General features: G+C 65.1%; 18 protein-coding genes and 1 pseudogene. 11 read left to right on the top strand and 8 right to left on the bottom strand.

Translation table 11 applies throughout. From position 1 onward, the window contains the following. Positions 1-25: 25 nt before the first annotated feature. Positions 26-610: a DUF7344 domain-containing protein gene (locus NJT13_RS09940; RefSeq protein ID WP_425499810.1), complete on the bottom strand. Its 585-nt coding sequence runs from the start codon at positions 608-610 to the stop codon at positions 26-28. Here NJT13_RS09940 and NJT13_RS09935 point away from each other — a divergent pair. The 3 genes and pseudogenes from NJT13_RS09935 to NJT13_RS09925 form a co-directional block, all read left to right on the top strand. Next, positions 588-1,013: pseudogene (locus tag NJT13_RS09935) on the top strand (DUF5305 family protein); the annotation flags it as partial. The gene NJT13_RS09940 and the pseudogene NJT13_RS09935 overlap by 23 nt on opposite strands. Before the next feature lie 364 nt (positions 1,014-1,377). Then, entirely contained in the window at positions 1,378-1,671 is a 294-nt protein-coding gene (locus NJT13_RS09930) for a MarR family transcriptional regulator (RefSeq protein WP_254521417.1), read from the top strand. 45 nt (positions 1,672-1,716) lie between these two features. Next, complete coding sequence (locus tag NJT13_RS09925; protein WP_254521416.1) at positions 1,717-2,130, top strand: hypothetical protein; 414 nt, start codon at positions 1,717-1,719, stop codon at positions 2,128-2,130. 110 nt (positions 2,131-2,240) lie between these two features. Here NJT13_RS09925 and NJT13_RS09920 read toward each other — a convergent pair whose 3' ends face one another. Both NJT13_RS09920 and NJT13_RS09915 read right to left on the bottom strand, forming a co-directional pair. Beyond that, complete coding sequence (locus NJT13_RS09920; RefSeq protein WP_254521415.1) at positions 2,241-3,164, bottom strand: NAD+ synthase; 924 nt, start codon at positions 3,162-3,164, stop codon at positions 2,241-2,243. Positions 3,165-3,430: 266 nt separating this feature from the next. Then, positions 3,431-4,033 carry a hypothetical protein gene (locus NJT13_RS09915; protein WP_254521414.1) on the bottom strand — a complete coding sequence of 201 codons (603 nt, stop codon included), beginning with the start codon at positions 4,031-4,033 and terminating at the stop codon, positions 3,431-3,433. 166 nt (positions 4,034-4,199) lie between these two features. On the opposite strand from NJT13_RS09915, the gene NJT13_RS09910 reads away from it, so the two are divergent. The 4 genes from NJT13_RS09910 (at position 4,200) to NJT13_RS09895 (ending at position 8,058) form a co-directional block, all read left to right on the top strand. Next, positions 4,200-4,925, top strand: a complete 726-nt coding sequence (locus NJT13_RS09910; RefSeq protein WP_254521413.1) for a bacteriorhodopsin — start codon at positions 4,200-4,202, stop codon at positions 4,923-4,925. Between the two features lie 219 nt (positions 4,926-5,144). After that, positions 5,145-6,020: a bacteriorhodopsin gene (locus tag NJT13_RS09905; protein WP_254521412.1), complete on the top strand. Its 876-nt coding sequence runs from the start codon at positions 5,145-5,147 to the stop codon at positions 6,018-6,020. A 204-nt stretch (positions 6,021-6,224) separates the two neighbouring features. Then, positions 6,225-7,007, top strand: coding sequence for a lycopene cyclase domain-containing protein (locus tag NJT13_RS09900; RefSeq protein ID WP_254521411.1), 783 nt, complete (start codon positions 6,225-6,227; stop codon positions 7,005-7,007). After that, complete coding sequence (locus tag NJT13_RS09895) at positions 6,997-8,058, top strand: Brp/Blh family beta-carotene 15,15'-dioxygenase (RefSeq protein WP_254521410.1); 1,062 nt, start codon at positions 6,997-6,999, stop codon at positions 8,056-8,058. The genes NJT13_RS09900 and NJT13_RS09895 overlap by 11 nt, the downstream gene beginning before the upstream one ends. Before the next feature lie 386 nt (positions 8,059-8,444). Here NJT13_RS09895 and NJT13_RS09890 read toward each other — a convergent pair whose 3' ends face one another. Continuing rightward, positions 8,445-10,328: a PINc/VapC family ATPase gene (locus tag NJT13_RS09890; protein WP_254521409.1), complete on the bottom strand. Its 1,884-nt coding sequence runs from the start codon at positions 10,326-10,328 to the stop codon at positions 8,445-8,447. Between the two features lie 219 nt (positions 10,329-10,547). Here NJT13_RS09890 and NJT13_RS09885 point away from each other — a divergent pair, with 219 nt between their 5' ends. After that, entirely contained in the window at positions 10,548-12,191 is a 1,644-nt protein-coding gene (locus NJT13_RS09885) for a globin-coupled sensor protein (RefSeq protein ID WP_254521408.1), read from the top strand. A 158-nt stretch (positions 12,192-12,349) separates the two neighbouring features. After that, on the top strand, positions 12,350-13,435 hold the full coding sequence (locus NJT13_RS09880; RefSeq protein ID WP_254521407.1) for a M20 family metallopeptidase: 1,086 nt from the start codon (positions 12,350-12,352) through the stop codon (positions 13,433-13,435). 40 nt (positions 13,436-13,475) lie between these two features. On the opposite strand, the gene NJT13_RS09875 is transcribed toward NJT13_RS09880, so the two are convergent. Then, positions 13,476-13,844 (bottom strand): hypothetical protein, encoded by a 369-nt coding sequence (locus NJT13_RS09875; protein ID WP_254521406.1) that lies wholly within the window; start codon positions 13,842-13,844, stop codon positions 13,476-13,478. Between the two features lie 196 nt (positions 13,845-14,040). Here NJT13_RS09875 and NJT13_RS09870 point away from each other — a divergent pair, with 196 nt between their 5' ends. Together NJT13_RS09870 and NJT13_RS09865 are read left to right on the top strand one after the other, a co-directional pair. After that, positions 14,041-15,621, top strand: coding sequence for a carboxypeptidase M32 (locus NJT13_RS09870; protein ID WP_254521405.1), 1,581 nt, complete (start codon positions 14,041-14,043; stop codon positions 15,619-15,621). A 323-nt stretch (positions 15,622-15,944) separates the two neighbouring features. Further along, positions 15,945-16,421 carry a hypothetical protein gene (locus NJT13_RS09865; RefSeq protein WP_254521404.1) on the top strand — a complete coding sequence of 159 codons (477 nt, stop codon included), beginning with the start codon at positions 15,945-15,947 and terminating at the stop codon, positions 16,419-16,421. A 223-nt stretch (positions 16,422-16,644) separates the two neighbouring features. Here the strand turns inward: NJT13_RS09865 and NJT13_RS09860 are convergent, their stop codons facing one another. Genes NJT13_RS09860 through NJT13_RS09850 form a run of 3 tightly spaced genes read right to left on the bottom strand, consistent with a single transcriptional unit; the run spans position 16,645 to position 19,096 of the window. Beyond that, on the bottom strand, positions 16,645-17,217 hold the full coding sequence (locus NJT13_RS09860; protein WP_254521403.1) for a hypothetical protein: 573 nt from the start codon (positions 17,215-17,217) through the stop codon (positions 16,645-16,647). A 5-nt stretch (positions 17,218-17,222) separates the two neighbouring features. Next, positions 17,223-18,143, bottom strand: a complete 921-nt coding sequence (locus NJT13_RS09855) for an ABC transporter permease (RefSeq protein WP_254521402.1) — start codon at positions 18,141-18,143, stop codon at positions 17,223-17,225. Continuing rightward, positions 18,140-19,096 carry an ABC transporter ATP-binding protein gene (locus tag NJT13_RS09850; RefSeq protein WP_254521401.1) on the bottom strand — a complete coding sequence of 319 codons (957 nt, stop codon included), beginning with the start codon at positions 19,094-19,096 and terminating at the stop codon, positions 18,140-18,142. The genes NJT13_RS09855 and NJT13_RS09850 overlap by 4 nt, the downstream gene beginning before the upstream one ends. Between the last annotated feature and the right edge of the window lie 281 nt (positions 19,097-19,377).

Raw genomic sequence — 19,377 nt, 5'->3', positions numbered from 1 at the left:
GACGAGTGAGGGGGTTCGAGTCATCTTACGGTGGTCGTTCCATTTCACCGAGGCGCAGCCGTCTGGTTTGTGTCACGTGGACGATAGCCGACACGGCAAACAGGGCGAACACCAGCGTCGCCCAGCCGAGTTCCGGTATCGTCTCCGTCGGCACTACCTCGAGCCACAGCCCCGCCATAACGACGGATCCGACTCCGGTCAGCCCCAGGTAGTAGACCCCCCACGAGACCGAATTGCCCGGAACGATGTCGAGGTAGACGTCCAGCTCGGCCGCCTCGTCGGTGAGTTCGATCGTCCGGTCGTCGAATTCGATTACGTCGGCCCGCTCGAGGGTCGGAAGGTGCGACTGTTGGAGGGACGTATAGACGCGCTTTCGCTCCGCGGAGGTTATCTCGTCGAGGTCCTTCTCGAGTTCCCACGCGGCGACGTGTTCGGCGAGATCGCCGAGCGTCACGGGTTCGTCTTCGCGTTTGCAGTAGTGGATGGCGTAGCGGCGACGCTGATTGGAAAGCAGGTCGAAAATCTCACCTTCCCTCGACTGGGCGTCGCGGTCCGAGGGCCCCGTCTGGGCCGGTCGGCTCTCGCCGGTCGTCGCCCGTCGTTCGCCGATCGTCGTTGACGCTGCCCGCCGGGCAGTCCACGAACAGCGCTACACCGAGTGGATCTCGCGCGGGTCGATCCCGATGTGGATCGGCGACTACCACGTCTCGCTCGATACGTTAGAGGACGTGGTCGACGTCGCGATCGATACCAACGAGCGCGTCGTCCACGACGAGCGACGCGGTCTGTTCGCTGTCGTCAACGACAGCGTCGTGTACTACTACAGCGACAGCGGCCTGTGGGAGGAGACCGCCTGGCCGGAGATGGACCTCGAAGAACAGCCACCGGTCGTCGACGCCGACGGGGAGCTCGATGCCGATTCGGTCACGGAACTCGGGGGGAGCGACGAATTTTCGGCTCCCGACGATCCGGACGCCTTCGAGGACGACGAGCAAGTCTGGGAGCAATTGTAGCCTCGCACTCGCATCACGTCGGAGTCGGCGACACCGTTTACCGAGCGTGGAGCGGTGGCCATCGCGCCGTCGGCGGGGAGGCGAAATCCCACCGATCCAACGATCGGTAAACGGTGGCCGTCGGTAGCGCGTTCGTCGCGGGACGCGCCCGTTTGGATCGGGTGGCGCATTCCCGTTTCATTGCCGGTCCGATCCTGAGTATCGCTCGATCCGACCTGTTTCGACCACTCAGCTGCGAAATTCATATCCAGCCGTGCAACTCCTCAGAGCGCAATTTACGAACCGAATAATGTCGTAAACTGTCACTATTAGCTGTGGGGGTAAGGCTCAACTTTTATACTCCTGGGGCCTTTCGATTCGTAACATGGAAGAGACCGACGGGGAAGAGATAGTAGACTTGCCACCGAGTGCGAAACTGGTCTTCAAGGTTCTCGAGTACGACGGGCCACTGACACAAAAACAGATCGTCGAGGAGTCTATGCTCTCGGCCCGGACGGTGCGGTACGCACTCGAGCGACTCGAGGAAATCGGCATCGTCGACGAGGATATTTACTTTGCTGACGCTCGCCAGAGCCTGTATCGGCTCGAGGAACCGGTCGCAGCCGACGGCAACGGCGTCGACGAGGCGCCGAAAAAGGACGCCTGCTGCGCGGAATAACCCGCGGAGCGGCAGAATTATTTTCTCGCGGTGACCGTCCCTGATATGGACAAAGAGCGGATACCGCGGTGGGGATGGCTCATGGCCGGGTTGTTCGTCGCGACGCTGGTGGCGAATGTGCTCAACGTCTTCGTCCTGGTCCCGACCGTGTTTCCCGATACGTATCGGGCGGTCACGGTCATCTCGGCGATGTCTCCGGTCGTGATCTACGTAGGGGTCTGGTACGACGAGGACCGACAGCACTACTGGACGCACTCTCGAGCCCGAATCCTCGGTGACGTCGTGTTCGTCGTCACGGGGGCCGCACTCGGGGCTGCGATGACGCTCGTCGCGATCACCGGGTTGGGCCTTCCAACGTTTCTCCTGGACATCGTCGCGATGGCCGGCGGGTTCCTGCTCTCCTGGGGGCTCTTCTGGTGGCGCAATCCCGACCTGTACGCCGACGAATCCGACCGGTGAGGTGAGTTCGTCCACCGACGTCCCCGAGATACGCTGTAGAGCAGCGTCACGGGCAGGCTGTGCGTGCCGTCACTTCCTCCGCGGCGGGTCGTCACGACGGGTCGCCGGACTCACTCGGGCCCGGTCGATCCGTCGAACGCGCGGCTATCGGCGCGGTCACCGATTCCCGGTGTCGGCGGGACCGTACGTTTGTGAGTCGTCGCCTCGAATCTCGAGGCGATCTCACCGGCCGTCTCGGGATCGATCCTGAGTTCGGTGATGGCCTCCTCGAGCGGGAGGTCGTTTTCCACGAGCCGATACAACAGCGGGTCGATCACGTCGTATCGCGCGCCGAGTTCGTCGGCGTCGGTCTGGGTCGCCCAGAATCCCGCCGTCGGCTCTTTGCCGATGATGCGGCGGGGAATCCCGACGTGTTTCGCGAGTGCCCGGACCTCCGTCTTGTAGCAGTCGCCGAGCGGATAGACGTCGGCCGCGCCGTCCCCGTACTTGGTGAAGTACCCCAGCAGTCGCTCCGAGCGGTTCGCGGTTCCGATCACGAGACGCGACTGGCGGTTCGCCGCGTAGTAGGCTGTGACCATCCGCAGCCGTGCGACCGCGTTCCCGACCGCGTGGGTTCGCTCGTCGGATCGGCCGCTCGCGTCCGACGCCGATTCCGACTCGAGTTCGCTCGCGACCGTCCCCTCGAAGGCCTCGAGAAGCGGCCGAAGCTGAATCTCTTCGTAATCGATCCCCATTCCCTCGGCGAGCGTCCGGGCGTCGCTGACGTGGGCCGCATCCGTTTTGTGACAGGGCAGCCCCAGTCCAAGCACGTTCTCGTTGCCCACGGCTTCGACCGCGAGCGCCGCCGTCAGCGTCGAGTCGAGTCCGCCGCTCATCGCCACGACGACGCCGTCCGCGCCGGCGTCGCCGACGCTGGTCCGGATCGCTGCCACGATCCGCTCGCGGACGACCTCGAGCGAGCGGCGATCCGTGACGAACGCTCCGTTCGTGGGCGCCACGTCCGAGAATACGAACGTCTTCCTATCTACGCTCATTCGTTGGAATCACTCCGTTGTTCACGAAATACCTGAACGATTGTTTCGTATTTGAAGCTAACCCTTAAACACCTAGTTTCTCTACCCGTGTATTGGACGCACACGGTCTGGTATCTGCGGAGTTGACTGATCGTGTGTCCACTTTCCAGCCTCGAAAGCCTCCGTTCCGCACGGTTGCACTCTTTGCGTCGGCCGGATCGATCGTCACCGGGTCCTTCCGATCGGTCGCTCGGGTACCGCCGCGAGACTCTTTGCCGGGTCGTCGCTCACCGCGAGGAGAGGTATCGGCCGACGGCGTAGACGACGCAGGAACTGATCGCCGCAGCGGCACCGACGGCGATCACGGGTACCGAGACGCCGGTCTGTCCGTAGGGATTTCGCGGTGCGGAGTCGACGACGGCGGTGACGGTCTCGGTGCCGGCGTGGCCGAGCAGGAAGAACCCGACCGTGATCAGGATCGCGAAGCCGCCGGTCGCCAGTCCGAACATCGACGCGACGTCCTCGACGTTGAGCATCGCGTGTACCTGCGACTCCGATAGGGAGGGTTCGTAGCGCCGGCGCGCGATCGCCACCGCGACGAGACTGGTTGCAGTTCCCAATTCGATGCCGCCGGCGTAGACCCCGACCCAGAGGACGAGCGGCGACGACCACAGTGGATCGCTGCCCGGAAACGTCGCTTGTACCGACGACGGATACGTGGCGACGATCGGAACGACGAGTGCGAGCGCGAACAGCAGGCCGCTCTGGTAGACGAGCTTTTGCGGAATTCGGCCCTTGATCAGCGCGTAGCGCTCTACTTTGAGTCGCTCGTACGTCGATTCGCCAAGGAGTGCGTCCGCGATCGGATCGTTCGGATCAGTCGAAGTCATCGGTTGTCGGGGGCGCTTTGTGATCGGGGTATCCGACCGGACACAGAACGCCCCAAAATACGCTGCGGTTTCATGCTCTACGTCAAATTTCTGGACATAGCGTCCACGATAGGGGTTATTTCCGTTAGGGTCAAGCAGTATGTATGTGCGCGTTCTAGCGGCCACCATGGCCGCAACAGTTGGCCCAGAATCCATTTGGCTGTGGATCGGCACGATCGGGATGACCCTCGGAACCCTGTACTTCATCGGGCGCGGACGTGGCGTTCGCGACCAGAAGATGCAGGAGTTCTACATCATCACGATCTTCATCACGACCATCGCCGCTGCGATGTACTTCGCGATGGCGACTGCCTTCGGCGTCACCGAAGTGGTGGTCGGGGACGAGACGCTCACGATCTACTGGGCGCGCTACGCCGACTGGCTGTTCACGACGCCGCTGCTGTTGCTCGACCTCGCGCTGCTAGCCGGGGCGAACCGAAACACGATCGCGACGCTGATCGGCCTCGACGTCTTCATGATCGGGACCGGCGCGATCGCGGCGTTCTCGTCCACCCCGGGCACCCGGATCGCCTGGTGGGCGATCAGCACCGGCGCTCTGCTCACCCTGCTGTACGTCCTCGTCGGGACGCTCTCCGAGAACGCGCGCAGTCAATCCCCCGAAGTCGCGGCGCTGTTCGGGAGACTCCGCAACCTGGTCATCGCGCTGTGGTTCCTCTACCCGGTGGTCTGGATCCTCGGCACGGAGGGGACGTTCGGCATCCTCCCGCTGTACTGGGAAACCGCGGCGTTCATGGTGCTCGACCTCGCGGCGAAGGTCGGATTCGGGGTGATCCTGCTCAGGAGTCGCTCCGTCCTGGAACGGGCCGTTACGCCGACGGCCGCGCCGGCCTGAGGACGCAGCATCGACTCCCGACGATCGGCTTCGCGACGCTCGTCTCGCGACCGACCCGCGATCGAGTTGGTTCGCCGGTTCGGACGCGAGTGATCGACGGACGGCGCCCGCGATCGACACGACCGCGGAGCCCGGGCACGACTCCGATCACTGCTCGTGAGTCTCTGGATCGAGGCAGACACTCGTTTATGTGTCGCGGTAGTGAAGCGATCCCTGTTCATGCAGTCAGTCCACGACCTCGGTTTCCGCGCCCAGAACGCCGTCCTGCAGAACGTCGCGACGGACCGGGAACTATTCGAGTACGTCTTCGGCGGTGACAACACGTTGCTCGCGCTGTCGTTCGTCGTCAACATCGCCCTCGCGGGGATCACCATCCTCGGAATCGCCTACCTCGGGCGGAACCTGACGGACTCCCGGTCGAAGGCAATCGCGATGGCGCTGATGCTGATCTCGATCGTTTCGATCTCGAGTTACAGCGGGCTCACGTCGGGGCTGACCCTGGGCGTCGTCGAGATGCCGCCGGGTCATCCGGCCGCGGGTGCGACGACGGCCGGCCAGGACGGCGTCCTGACGATGTGGGGTCGATACCTCACGTGGACGTTCTCGACCCCGTTTATCCTGATCGCGCTCGGCATGATCGCCGGGTCGAACTGGACGAAGATCCTCACGACCTGCGCGTTCACGGTCGCGATGTGCGTCACCGGCCTGGCCGCCGCACTGACCACGTCCTCGCTGGTGCTGCGGTGGTGGTGGTTCGTCCTGGGAACGATCTTTTTTCTCGTGATCGTCTACATCATCCTCGTCGACTGGACCGCCGAGGCGTCGGTGACGGGAACGGCCGATCTGTTCCGGACGCTGAAACTCCTCACCGTCGTCGGCTGGTTCGGCTATCCGATCCTCTGGGCGCTCGGCGTCGAAGGATTCGCCATTCTGGACGTCACCGTTACCTCCTGGGGGTATAGCATCCTCGATATGATCACGAAGTACGCCGTGACGTTCGTCGCCATGCTCTACATCGCCGACGAACCCGACGCGATCACCGGCGGGGCGGACTACGGCACCAGCGTGCCCGGACCCGTCTCTGGCGACGACTGATCGAACCGATCCCCGATTGCTCCCTGACCGACGAGGGTGTCCCGTCCGGATTCCAACTTTCGGCCGTCCTCGACCGATCCCGGGCAAGTTCCCCCGATCGTCCCTAACCAGTATGGACACGGCACTATTCCGCTTCCCTTCGTACTGTCGATCACGGAGGCCCCGGTCCCCGCCGGCGCACCGACAGCGAACGTCGACCTACCCATGACTGTCCCGCTCACGTACCTCGGAATCCACCTCGCCTTCCTGGTGCCGCCAATCCTGATTCTGGGGTGGCTCGCGTTCCGGCGCGATCGCGTCTGGTGGGGCGTCCGCCCCCTCTCGGGACTCGGCGCCATGATCGTCCTCGCCGTCCCCTACACGACGCCGTTTACGAACCGCCTCATCCCCGCCGGCGTCTGGTGGTACGGGGAGGGTGCCGTCCTCGCGACCGTCTGGCATACGCCGATCGAGGAGTACCTCTTCTTCGTCCTCCAGCCGATACTGACCGCGCTCTGGCTGTTTCATGTGAGACCGACCGCCGATCGGCCGCTGGCGATTCCCCGCACACACCGACTGCTCGGCGTCGCCGGCGGACTGGCGATCGCCGTCGTCGGCCTGGTGCTCCTCGACGACACTGCGACGTACTATCTGGGCTGGCTGTTCCTCTGGGCCGGGCCGGTCCTCGCCGTTCAGTGGGGGTTCGGGTCGACGTACCTGTGGGACGTCCGCCGGTCGCTGCTGGTCGCGGTCGCCGTCCCGACGCTGTACCTCTGGTTCGTCGACCGGATCGCGATCGAACTCGGCGTCTGGGTCATCTCCGACACGTACACCACCGGCTACGCACTCCTCGGACTCCCGATCGAGGAAGCGCTATTTTTCCTCGTCACCAATCTCTTCATCGTCCAGGGGATCACCATGTACATCTGGGTGCTCGAGCGAATCGACGGCGTTTCGGCGTGGACGAACGCGTCTCCGCGGTTTCCGACCGTTTCCGATGACCAGTGACGTGATCGACCGGCGCGCCGACGGACGAGCGAGCGCCGAGAGCCGATCGCGGGCCGTTCGGCTGAGCCTCGGCTTCGGCTCGCTGCTCGCCGTCGCCGCCGTGGCGACGATCGCGTTCGGTTCGCCACCGCTCGTCTACCAGTACGTGCCGCTGGCGCTTAGCGTCCTCGTTCTCGGACTCCCCCACGGCGCCGTCGACCATCTCGTGTTACCGCGGGTCCGAGACGACCCGGTGACGCCGCGATCGCTCGCGTTCGTCGGCGTCCTCTATCTGGTCCTCGGGTGTGCATACGCCGTCGTCTGGTTTCTCGCACCAGTCGCCGCGTTCGTCCTGTTCGTCCTCGTCACGCTCGTCCACTGGGGGCAGGGCGACGTCTACGCGCTCCTCGAATTCGTCGGCGCCGACCACCTCGAGACGCGGGCCAGCCGGTTGCTCGCCCTCCTCGTCAGGGGCGGTCTCCCGATGCTCGTCCCACTGGTCGCCTTCCCGAGACAATACGCGTTCGTCGCCGAGACGCTCGTCGGGTTGTTCGACCCCGGCGCGGCGTCCGCGCTCGATCCGCTCTTCGAACCGGCGGTTCGGGCGGCCGTGACGATCGGGTTCGGGTCCCTGATCGCGCTCTCGCTCCTCCTCGGGGCCCGTCGAACGAGCCCCGGCGAGCGGTGGCCGTGGCTCGTCGACGCCGCGGAGACGCTGGGTCTCGTCTGCTACTTCGCCACCGTGCCGCCGATCCTCGCGGTCGGTCTCTACTTCTGTTTCTGGCACTCCCTCCGGCACGTCCTTAGAACGATGCTCGTCGATCCCGTCGCCAGCGCGGCCCTCGAGTGCGGTGCGATTTGGACCGCCGTTCACCGCTTCGTCCGTGACGCGGTACCGTTGACCGTCGCCGCGCTGGCCATACTCGTCGGTATCTGGATCTCCGTCCCGCGGACGCCCGCGACCGTCGCCGACGTCCTCGCGGTCTATCTGGTCGGGATCGCCGTGCTGACGCTCCCGCACGTCGTCGTGGTCTCGTTGCTCGATCGGGAACAGGGGATTTGGTCGCCCTGACCCGGAGTGTCGGCCATTCGCGCACACCGCTCCCCTGCGAGAGTTTCGCCCTCGCTGGCTCGTCGATCGGGTCACTCGCGACGGCGCCGAAAAACCGCCCGATGCCTGACTCGCCGGCGGTACCCCTCGTCCCGACGCAACGTGTCGCGTCGCGTCCGGTTACGCGCGGTTCGGCTCTCTCAGGACGGCACGACGGTAATCGGCGCTTTGCGATCGATCGCGTGCTCGAGTTCCTCGGCGATCGCGCTGCCGCGTGACACCTGGATCTCGCGCACGCACCTTTTTTTCTCGTCGGGGCCGCTCGCTTCGCTCGCGCCCCGCTCCTCCAAAAAATCTGCACCAAAAAACGCCGCTCACTCACGCCGTTCGTTCGCGGTTCGGCTCTCTCAGGACGGCACGACGGTGATCGGCGCTTTGCGATCGATCGCGTGCTCGAGTTCCTCGGCGATCGCGCTGCCGCGTGACACCTGGATCTCGCCGCCGCGGCTCACCGTCGCCGTAAAGAGGTAGTCGCCGGCGGCCTGGATTTCGACGGTTTCGCCGTGGTTGCCGTCGACGGGAATGACGATGTGTCTCGACGTGATCTCGGGTTGGACCATCTGGCCGGCCTGACCGCCGCCACCGCCACCGTCGCCGGTTCCGCCGGCTCCGCCGGCACCGCCCGCGGCCGCGCCGTAGCTGGGATTCTCGTCGTGAGTGCGGACGTCGATGCTGATCCCCAGTCGGTTTTCGATGTCGGAGATCCGACCGCCGCCCTTGCCGATGACGCTCGAGATGTCGTCCTCTTCGACGTACACGATCGCTCTGTCCTGCCCTTTGAGCTGGACGTCGACGTAGCCGCGGGCGACGGAGCGAATCTCGCGTTCGATCTCCTGGATGGCGATGCGGTCGACGCCGGATTCGCTGCCGGGGCCGCCCTCCTCTTCTTTGAGCGGGACGGTGACGACCTGGCGGTTGAAGGTGTAGATTTCGTACTCCGGTTCGCCCGTCTGGAAATCGGACACCTGGATGACCGGTCGGGCCAGGTCCTCTTCGGTGAGGCCCGCGGGCACTTTGACCTCGGTCCTGACGTCGTAGACGGTTTCGACTTTCCCGGCCTCGATGTAGACGACGGTGTCGACGACCTGGGGAATCATCCCGAGTTCGACGCGGCCGACGAGCCGCTGCAGCGCGTCGATCGGTCTGGTCGCGTGAACGACGCCGATCATACCGACGCCGGCGAGGCGCATGTCGGCGAACACTTCGAAGTCGTCGGTCTTGCGGACCTCGTCGTAGATGGTGTAGTCCGGTCGGACCATCAACAGGGCATCCGCGGTTTTGGCCATGTCGCCCGCGAGTTCGGTGTACTGGGTAATGTCGGGGCCGACCTGCAGATCCCGCGGTTTCTCCATGGTCTTGACCGAGTAGTCGTGATCCGTGATGTAGCGAGCGACGGCCTGCGCGAACGTCGACTTCCCCGCTCCGGGAGCGCCCGAAATGAGGACGCCTCGCTGGCGCTCGAGGAGCCGGTCTTTCAGTTCGTCGGCGTGTTCGTAATCCTCGATGTCGGTCTGGGCGATCGGGCGGACGGCGGTGATCTCGATGCCGTCGGAAAACGGCGGGCGACCGATCGCGATCCGGTAATCCCGGAACTGGACGATTTTCATCCCCGGCTCCGAAAGCTCGATGAACCCGCCGGCGGCTTCCTTCGCGCCGTCGACGATCTCGCGGGCGTACTCGTCCATGGTCGCCTCGTCGAGCGGTTCGTCGGCGATCGGCTCGTAGTGCATCGCCCCGAGTTCGCCGCGTTTGGCTTTCGGGACGGCGTCCGCCTTGAGGTGGACGCTCATCGTCTCGTCGTCGAAAAACTCCTCGATGGTCAGGGTGCCGACTTTGCGGGCCTCGGGGGAGACGTATTCGACGTCGAGGCCCTTCGCCAGTGCGACCTCCGACTGGACGATGTCGCTGGTGATGAAGGTGGCCTCGAGTTCCTCCGCGAGGTCCCGAATCACGGCGTCGATTTCGCCCTCGGAGGCGTGCCCTCGTTCGATGGCGCTCGGCCGCTCGCCGACGTATTCGAGGTCGACGACTCCCTCGTCGGCGAGGGCCGCCAGCCGCTGGAGTTCCTCGAGGCCGTCCCAGCCGCTGTCGATGCCGTCGTTCGCCTGCGCCTCGAGTTCCGCGACGACCGCTTCGGGGACGCAGATCGTCGCTCCCTCGAACTGCCCATCTTCGATTGTCGCCGAGACGCGGCCGTCGATTACCACGCTCGTGTCCGGCACGACGTTCATACCGAACGTAGGTTCCCCGACGCCTTTAAGGGTGTCCTCACCGCCCCAGGCGTCACCGACGCGCTCCGTCTCCGCCGCTTCGTGTCGGTTCGGCTGTCGCCGTTGACCGTCCGGCCACCCGTCGTTGGCGGAATCAGCTGCCGCCGGCCGGACGGGTTGTGTTCCTGCCGGATGAAAACTCTCGCGAGAGCTTAAACGACCGCCCGATCACGGTTTTGCATGCAACCGGCACGGACGTTTGGTCACGGGGGGCTAAACGACTCCTTCGACGTCGACGAACTCGTCGACCGCATCGGACTCGACGACAGCGAAATCGCCTGGCGGAAGGCGTTTATCGGCTTCGACGAGGTCGACGAACGGCGTCTCTCTGACCTCGAACCGCTCTTTCGAGCCAACCGCGAGGAGATCGCCGACGATTTCTACGAGAACGTGTTACAGTACGATCAAACCAGGGAGATCGTCGATCGATCGCCCAAGGGAATCGACGCGCTCAAACGGACCCAGCAAGCGTACCTCGTCTCGCTCTCGACCGGCCGGTACGACCGCGACTTCTTCGAGAATCGGGCTCGAATCGGCAAGCTCCACGAGCTACTCGATATGCCCCTGAAGCAGTACGTCGGGCAGTACGGCGTCTACTACGACCTCATTCTGTCGCGGCTGAACGAACGAGTACAACGGCAGGTCGTCGACGCCATCGAGGAGTGGGCCGACGAGCGCGATGCGGACGGTGACGACGGCGGCCTCGAGCGCCTGGCCGGCGCGCTCGGATTCCGCGGCGACGCCGAGGCCGACGACGGACTCGAGGAATCGTTCGAAGCGACCGTCAGGGAGGCGATCGACGACGGCATGATGGACGTCCTCTCGCTGCTGCGAATCATCAACCTCGACCTGCAGGTCGCGACGGACACGTACGTCGACTCCTACGCCCGTCGGCTCGAGGATTCGATCGAACGCCGCGAGCGACTCGCACGCGAAGTCGAGCGAGACGTCCGACGGCCGATCGCAGACCTCCACGACTCGAGCGAGGTCGTCGCTCGACGAGCCGAAGCGATCAGCGATCACACCGAGTCGCAGGCGGCCGGCGCGACGCGGGCCGCGACCGAACTGACCGAGGTGAGCGCCGCCGTCGAAGAGGTCGCGAGCGTCGCCGGCGAGGTCCGCGAGGAGAGCGACCGGACCGAGCGTCTCGCCGCGGCGGGAGTCGAGGCGGCCGACGGCGCACTGGCCGAACTCGAGGCGATCGAAGCGGCGACCGACCGCGCCGCAGACGCCGCCGCGGATCTCGCGGACCGGACCGACGAGATCGACGAGGTCGTCGACCGACTCGACGACCTCGCCGAGCGGACGACGCTACTGGCTGCGAACGCGAAGATCGAATCCTCCCGATCGGACGCAGCCAGTAGCCGGACGATGGGCGTGATCGCGAGTGAGGTGCGATCGTTCGCCCAGCGGACGAAAGCCGACCTCGCGGAGATCGAGGACGCCGTCGAAGCCGTCCGCGAGGACGCCGCGGCCACCGTCGAGACGACCGGGGAGACGGTCGCCCGCGTGGACGCCGGAACGGACCGCGTTCGGGAGACGGTCGACTCGCTCGACGAGATTCACGACTCGGCGACCGAGACGGCGGGCGGAATGGAGGACGTCGCGGCCGCAGCGGATCAACAGGCTCGAGGCGTCGAGGTAACGGCCGAGACGCTCGAGGACCTCTCGGACTCGGCCGAGCAGGTGGCGAGCGCCGCGGAGTCGGCGGCCGCGGCGAGCCAGCAGCAGACGGCCAGCCTCCGGGAGGTTCGCGACACGGTCGCGCGACTCACCGACGACGGAACGGGGACGGAACCGCCGGTGTACGAACGGATCGACTGAGGCGGTGTCGGGCGGACACGGGTGCGATCGGTGGGGCGGACCGCAACGCGGCGGGCCGCAGACGAGGAGACGGCCAGCGGCGGCCGCACCGATCGTCAGTCGCCGGTTCGGGGTTCGTTTTCGGTGGACTGAACACGACAGCCGTCGAGTCGCCAGGTATGACCCTCGTCGATCTGACGCGCACGCTCGTTTCGATTCCAAGCCACGAGGACGAAACCGAAGCCGGCGATTTCATCGAGGAGTGGCTGCGCCGCGAGACCGAGGCGGACGTTCGGCGAGACGACGCCGGTAACGTGATCGCGCGGACGGGGACGGGCGAGGAGACGCTGGCGCTCGTGGGCCACCACGACGTCGTCGAACCGGCGGATTCACAGCGTGGGACCGACGGCGACGAGTACGCGGTGGAGCGACGCGACGGGCGGCTCTACGGCCGCGGGACGGCGGACATGAAAGGTGCGCTCGCGGCAGCGATGCTCGCCTTCCGCGACGCCGATCCGGCCGGGGAACTCGTCTTCGCCAGTTTCGTCGGCGAGGAGGTCGGCGGCGTCGGCGCGCGCCACGCGACCGAGCGCGGGTTCGAACCGGACTACGCCGTCGTCGGCGAGGGATCGACGAACTACTCCGGGCCGGACGTGACCGACGTCGCGATCGCCCACAAAGGTCGTCGCGGAAGTACGATCGTCGCTCGGGGGACCGCAGCCCACGCGAGCGAAGCCGGCGCGGGCGAGAACGCCATCTACCGCGCGACCGACGCCGTCGATCGCGTTCGCGACCTGAAACGTCCATCGGTCGACGTGGCGGGCGAGACCCTCGAGGGGAGCCTCACCGTCACGGAAATCGACGGCGGCACGGCGATGAACGTCGTTCCCGCGCGCTGTGAGTTCACCGTCGACGAACGGACGGTTCCGGGCGAACGCGCCGCCCTCGAGCGCGTCGAGGCGCTCGACGAGATCGAGTGGACGGTCGACCAGGACTGGCCGCCGATGCAGTGTGCGGACGACGCGTTCGCCGACGCGGTTCTCGAGGCCGCCGCCGGTGCCCAGGACGAACACCCCGAAGCGGTGACGAAACCCCATGCAACCGACGCGGGGTGGCTCTCACAGGCCGGCACCGAGTGCGTCGTTTACGGCCCCTCGGAACCCGGAGAAGCCCACACGGACGACGAGAGCGTCTCGATCGCCGTTCTCGAGCGGTGCCGCGAGACCTACCGGCGAATCGCGGACGCGTGGCCGCGGTCGCGGTGACGAGAGCGGGTTCCGCGGTGGATCGGGGAGCGGGGAGACGTCAAATTCCCGGGACGCCGATCGCTCCGAAGCCGGTGAGCCCGAGCGCGGCGAGGACGTAGAGGACGATCAACACGGTCACCCAGGCCACGAGTCCGATCATGGCCGCGGCCGTCCAGTCGCCGGGATACCGCCAGTTGATCACCGCGATATAGGCGAGCAGGACGATCAGCGGTCCGACGAGGGGTATCCAGCCGACGAAAAAGCCGACGACCGCCCAGACGATCGCTCCGATCAGGGCGGTGACGATCGCGTGATCGTAGTCCCCTCTCCCGACGATGACTCGCGCACCGGCCCAGATACCGAGCGCGCCGATCAGGAGGCTCACGACGAAAACGACGACTGATGCGAGTGGCGAAGCAACGACCATACCGATCCGACTTACCTCAGAATACCGGAATAAGGTAGTCCTTGCACAGCCAACACGTTTTGTACGGCCGCCGAATCACCGACGCGCCTCGAGACGACTTCGTCCTCGCTGAGTCGCGCCGCCGGCGACACGCTCCCGGACAGTTCGTGATCCGATAACCAGGATGTTGATACCGCACCCCGTGCATGGGTCTTCTATGGCCACCGATCAGGCTCAAAGTGATTCGAGCGATGCCGACACCTACGACCGGTTCGAAGAACGAGTAAAGCGCATCTCGAACGTCGGCAACGCCGCCGGAATCCTGCGGTGGGATCAGGAAGTCGTAATGCCCGAGGAGGGAACACCGGCCCGCGCACAGCAGCTCTCGACGCTCTCGTCGATCAGTCACGAACTCCTGACCGCCGACGAAACCGGGTCGCTACTCGACGAACTGGAGGGTGGCGAGACGACATCGTCGTCTCGAGAGGCGAGCGGTGAAACCGCGAGTGCCGAAATCACGGACGACGAGGCCGCGGTCGTTCGCGAAGTTCGCCGGACGTACGACCGCGAGACGAGCGTTCCCCAGCGTCTGGTCGAGGAAATCTCCGCGACCGCGTCGAACGCCCATCCCGAGTGGAAACGGGCCCGGGCGGAGGACGATTTCGAGCACTTCGCGCCGACGCTCGAGAAACTGGTCGAACTCAAGCGGGAGTACGCGAATCACATCGACCCCGACGCAGATCCCTACGCCGTGCTCTTTGCGGACTACGAGCCGTACATCGACCTCGAAACCGCGGAACGGGTCTTAGAGCGCCTGCGCGAGGAACTCGTCCCGCTGATCGAGGCAGTCCAGGACAGCGATGCGGAGCTCGCGACCGACGCGTTCGCGGGCCAGTTCGACGACGACGATCAGGAGGCCCTCGCGCGGGACGTCCTCGATTCGTTGGGATACGACTGGAATCGCGGCCGTCTCGATACCGCACCGCACCCGTTCTCGTCCGGGACGCAGTTCGACGCGCGCGTGACGACCCGGTTCGACGAGGCGGACCTGCTGGGATCGATCACCTCGACGATCCACGAATTCGGTCACGCGAACTACACGCTCGGACTCCCCGACGACGGGTACGGCACGCCGCTCGGCGAGGCGCGCGACCTCTCCGTCCACGAGTCCCAGTCCCGGCTCTGGGAGAACCACGTCGGCCGTTCACGCCCCTTCTGGAAACACTTCCTGCCGATCGCCCGCGAGCGGTTCCCGGAACTCGAGGACGTCACCCCCGAGGAAGCCTACGAGGCCGCGAACCAGGTCTACGACGACAATCTCATCCGCGTCGAGGCGGACGAACTCACCTACCACCTCCACATCGTGATCCGCTTCGAGATCGAACGCGACCTCATCAGGGGCGACCTCGAGGTCTCCGACGTTCCCGACGTCTGGAACGACAAGTACGAGGACTACCTCGGCGTCCGCCCGGAGACCGACGCGGAGGGCTGCTTGCAGGACATCCACTGGTCCCACGGTGACTTCGGCTACTTCTCGACGTACTCGCTGGGCTCGGTGCTCGCCGCCCAACTGTACGCCACCGCCGCGGAGAACTGCGGTTCGTTCGACGACGACATCCGCGAGGGCGAGTTCGACGAACTCAACGGCTGGCTCCGCGAGAACGTCCACCAGCACGGCAAACGCTACGTCACGCAAGACTTGATCGAGCGAGCCACCGACGAGGAACTCACCGCGGACTACTTCCTCGAGTACGTCACCGAAAAGTACGGCGACCTGTACGACCTCGAGGGCTACTGACTCTCTCGCGTTCTCGCCCGCTCGTCTCTCGACCCGTTTCTCGCGTCGAGGGATCCTCACGGCCGGCCGATCCCGCAGTCGTTCGATGAGTACCACCGATGTCGGAGTCGCTCGAGCGTGGGACACCGGTCGACGTTCGCGCGGTGACGAGAATCGTCGTCTCACCGAGCGGGGACGAGGACCGACGTCTCACCGTTCAGACGCCCAGAAACCGCCCGAATGGGAGCGATTTGCGGGACCGTCGGTTTCGTGCCCGCCCGGTACAAAAGCGGGGTGACACTGCCGGGTGCGGACTCACCCGTCCCAGGCCCCCTCCAACGAGTATGCGAGTATCCATTCCACGAGTGCCGGGCGTGTATTTCGATACGGACGGCGAGTCGACGGCCAAGACCGTCGCACTGACTGCCGCCGGTCGACGAGCGCCGAAGCCCCACGGCTACGCCATCCAGTTTCTCCCGTACCTCTGGTCGTTCGACGTGGACCTCCGCGAGGTGCCGACCGATCACCCGATCCAGTACCTTCACCCGGAAGGTGCACGGAGTCTGGGCGACCTCTCACCGAGACGCGGCGTCAGAGAAGCCGGCACCGAACTCGAGTCAGTCCTGCGGTTCGTCTGGTCGGTCAACGAGGAAGTCGAGTCTGCGACCGGCGACCTGCTCGGCACGTCGTCCGAAGACGACGGCGTCACGATCGAGGTCCAGGAGGGGCGCGTCGGCGTCGACGGGTCGGCCCTCGAGACCGACGAGTTCGACATCGACGAGTCCGAAACTAACGGTTTCGACACCACTTCCGAACGTTAACTCTTCTCGCGGCGACGTCGAATCAGCGTTCCGACAGCGGGTCGCCGCTGACGCGGAAACCGATCCGACACGACGGCTTCGGAGTCGCACCGCCGCTCGGTCGACACACAGGGAGTCATCGCCTCCCGTGTGGGTCCCGCTGGAGAACGCCCGCATCGGACGCGAGCGCCATCCGAGAGCGGCCCGACTCTCGGCGATTTCCGCGCGAGTAATTCTCCGACCGTCACTTCGAGGACACGAGATACCCGCCGATCCCGAACGAGACGACCGCGAGCAGCGAGGCCCCGAGACGGACCAGCTGTGGCGTCGATCCGAGCGGGGGTGGTCCTCTCGAAACCTTCATGATGTCGTAGCGCATCACCGTTTTGCGGTGCTTTTCGGCCCCGTCCTCTCGTGTGCGACGCTCCCGATCGAACGGCTCGTCTGCCGTCGGAAGGGTGGCGTTCTCGGGACGTTCGATCGCGACGTAACCGGGCCTCGTGTCCGGATCCTCCCTTCGAGCTTGCGACCGCTCCGCACCGGTCCTGTAGTCGAATTCGGGCGCTCCTTTTCCCGGCGAGACGCGGTACGTCCCTCCGTTTTCGAGCGTCTGGACGTACAGCTCTTGCCCTCGATCGGAGAGGTTCTCGTACGGGACGATCCTCACGCCCTGTTCCTCGAGTGTGTCTCGGCCGTCGAAGGTGATCGCCGTCGTGTCGTGCGTGAGCACCGCCTGGACGGGGGCCAGCGCAGGCACTGTGAACAGGACGACCGCGAGAGCGACGAGTGCCGTCCCGACCGTGGTGCGTCGATCCATCGGACTCATTCCAGATCAGCTCGATTGAACGCCCAGTACCCGACGAGCAGCGGAACCACGAGCCAGAACGCGAGAATCACCAGGGAGAACTCGTCGGTCAGATACAGCGGTAGATCGGGATCGACGTGTCCTGCTCCCGGGCCTGCACCTCCGACGGTGTCTGCTCCCGTGGCTGCGCCTCGGTCCGCGTTCGCGAAGCTATCGCGGAACAACCGCTGTTCTAGGCCGTCGGGTACGACGAGGTTTATCGATTTCCGGTACGCCAGGAACGGGCTCGTGTACTGGACCGCGTTGTAGAGATCGGGATTCGGGTCCATCCCGAGTACGGCCGTGTGGACTCCTCGAGCCAGGCTTTTGACCCCGATCAAGGGGAAGACGTAGAGGATAACGAGGACGAAGTACGACGTCAGCGAACTGCCGATCGCACGGCTCCGCGTCGCCGCCGCGGCCGACACCGCGACGGCGATGCTCACGAACACCGATCCGTAGACGATCGTCAGCAAGAGCGTCCCGAGAATAACGCCAGCAGGGAACACACCGTGTTTGGTCAGCGAGATGCTGACCGCAGCGATGTACACGAAGACGACGCCCGCCGCGACGATTCCGAGTCGGCTCAGGAGTTTTCCGACGAAGACGTCCCGACGGGTGTTCGGCGTGGACAGCAGGAACTTGATCCCGCCGCCTTCGCGTTCTCCGGCGATAGCCATGTACGTCACAGCCAGCGCGATGAGCGGCAGCAGTACCGAAAGCAGCTGCGTCAACATCCGGAACTGGTTCTGAACGGTCTCGGTCGCACTCAGTCGGTAGCCTCGAGCCGTGAATCCGAGGAGGACCGCGATCAGACCGAGGAGGACGGCGGCGGCCCAGAGCGTCTTGGACCGTCGCGCTCCTTTGAAGTCCTTCTTCGTGACGGCGAGTACGCTCATGCGGAGACCTCTCGAGACGCGCTCTCAGATTCGTCCGCGTTCCGTCCGTCGCGTCCGCCGCTCGTATACCGGTTGAACAGTTCCTCGAGCGACGTCTCGTCGACGGAGATGTCGAGGACGTCGGCCCGATCGTCGACCAGCCTGACCACGTCGGCTTTGACGGACGAATCGGTGCAGTACGCGGTTAGGGTCGTCCCATCGACGATCACCTCTGCGACGCCGTCTAACGCCTCGACGTCGGCTGCCGTCGGCCGGTTCGCGCATTCGAGTTCGATGCCCGAACGGCCACCCGCCTTCGTCCGAAGCCCCTCGAGCGTGTCCATCGCGACGAGTTCGCCGTCGTTCATGACGCCGACTCGATCGCAGACGGCCTCGACCTCCGAGAGGAGGTGACTCGAAAAGAACACGGTCGTTCCGTCGTCAGCTCGATCGCGGATGATCGAACGCATCCGCTGGATACCGTTGGGGTCGAGACCCGCCGATGGTTCGTCGAGAATGAGGAGTTCGGGGTCGTCGACCAGGGCCATCCCGAAGGCGAGGCGCTGTTGCATTCCCGTGGAATAGCTGGCGGCCGTTCGGTCTGCGTCGCCCCGGATGCCGACGGTCTCGAGTATCTCCTCCGGATCGTCGTCGGCCGCTCTGGTCTCGATCGTCCACTCGACGTATTCTCGTCCGGTCAGGTACTCGTCGAACTCGTATCCTTCCGGTAGCACGCCGATACGCTCCCGGATCGCGGCGATTTCCGTCTGCGCGTCCATCCCGAGGACCCGTGCTGACCCGTCGGTCGGTCTGATGAAGTCGAGCAGCATATTGATCGTCGTCGACTTTCCCGCCCCGTTGGGACCGAGAAACCCGAATATCTCGCCGGTTTCGACGGTCAAGTCCAGCCCCTCGACTGCGACCGTGTCGTCACCGAATCGCTTCGTCAATCCGTTCGTCTGAATGGAGGGCATCTGTCCTTTCTGACGTTACCAATGGGGCGTATAATAGATTCTGGTTCTCTGACACAACGCCGAGGAGAGGTGTTCGGAGCCGGAAACTGCGCCACGACGTGCTCGAGTCGACGCCGATAGTTGGCAAAACTCTGTACACTGGGAACGAAACCCGACCCCGACAGTGGCTGCGCTGTATCATGCCACTCGAGATGGTCTCTCCCTTCGAGCCGTACCGTCACCACGCCTTCCGGGGCATCGCCGTGCTGTACCTGAGCGATCCTGTCAGTGACTCACCGCAC

This window comes from Natrinema caseinilyticum (genome assembly GCF_024227435.1).
In the GTDB taxonomy this organism is placed as follows: domain Archaea; phylum Halobacteriota; class Halobacteria; order Halobacteriales; family Natrialbaceae; genus Natrinema; species Natrinema caseinilyticum.
This window is presented reverse-complemented; position numbering and strand designations above follow the sequence as displayed.

Bases quoted from the DNA above. Each gene is read 5' to 3' on its own strand.
- NJT13_RS09885 (WP_254521408.1), top strand. From the start codon at position 10,548: ATGCAACCGGCACGGACGTTTGGTCACGGGGGGCTAAACGACTCCTTC.
- NJT13_RS09890 (WP_254521409.1), bottom strand. From the start codon at position 10,328: ATGAACGTCGTGCCGGACACGAGCGTGGTAATCGACGGCCGCGTCTCG.
- NJT13_RS09910 (WP_254521413.1), top strand. From the start codon at position 4,200: ATGGCCGCAACAGTTGGCCCAGAATCCATTTGGCTGTGGATCGGCACG.
- NJT13_RS09895 (WP_254521410.1), top strand. From the start codon at position 6,997: ATGACCAGTGACGTGATCGACCGGCGCGCCGACGGACGAGCGAGCGCC.
- NJT13_RS09925 (WP_254521416.1), top strand. From the start codon at position 1,717: ATGGACAAAGAGCGGATACCGCGGTGGGGATGGCTCATGGCCGGGTTG.
- NJT13_RS09930 (WP_254521417.1), top strand. From the start codon at position 1,378: ATGGAAGAGACCGACGGGGAAGAGATAGTAGACTTGCCACCGAGTGCG.
- NJT13_RS09880 (WP_254521407.1), top strand. From the start codon at position 12,350: ATGACCCTCGTCGATCTGACGCGCACGCTCGTTTCGATTCCAAGCCAC.
- NJT13_RS09920 (WP_254521415.1), bottom strand. From the start codon at position 3,164: ATGAGCGTAGATAGGAAGACGTTCGTATTCTCGGACGTGGCGCCCACG.
- NJT13_RS09870 (WP_254521405.1), top strand. From the start codon at position 14,041: ATGGCCACCGATCAGGCTCAAAGTGATTCGAGCGATGCCGACACCTAC.
- NJT13_RS09865 (WP_254521404.1), top strand. From the start codon at position 15,945: ATGCGAGTATCCATTCCACGAGTGCCGGGCGTGTATTTCGATACGGAC.
- NJT13_RS09900 (WP_254521411.1), top strand. From the start codon at position 6,225: ATGACTGTCCCGCTCACGTACCTCGGAATCCACCTCGCCTTCCTGGTG.
- NJT13_RS09850 (WP_254521401.1), bottom strand. From the start codon at position 19,096: ATGCCCTCCATTCAGACGAACGGATTGACGAAGCGATTCGGTGACGAC.
- NJT13_RS09860 (WP_254521403.1), bottom strand. From the start codon at position 17,217: ATGGATCGACGCACCACGGTCGGGACGGCACTCGTCGCTCTCGCGGTC.
- NJT13_RS09905 (WP_254521412.1), top strand. From the start codon at position 5,145: ATGCAGTCAGTCCACGACCTCGGTTTCCGCGCCCAGAACGCCGTCCTG.
- NJT13_RS09855 (WP_254521402.1), bottom strand. From the start codon at position 18,143: ATGAGCGTACTCGCCGTCACGAAGAAGGACTTCAAAGGAGCGCGACGG.
- NJT13_RS09915 (WP_254521414.1), bottom strand. From the start codon at position 4,033: ATGACTTCGACTGATCCGAACGATCCGATCGCGGACGCACTCCTTGGC.
- NJT13_RS09875 (WP_254521406.1), bottom strand. From the start codon at position 13,844: ATGGTCGTTGCTTCGCCACTCGCATCAGTCGTCGTTTTCGTCGTGAGC.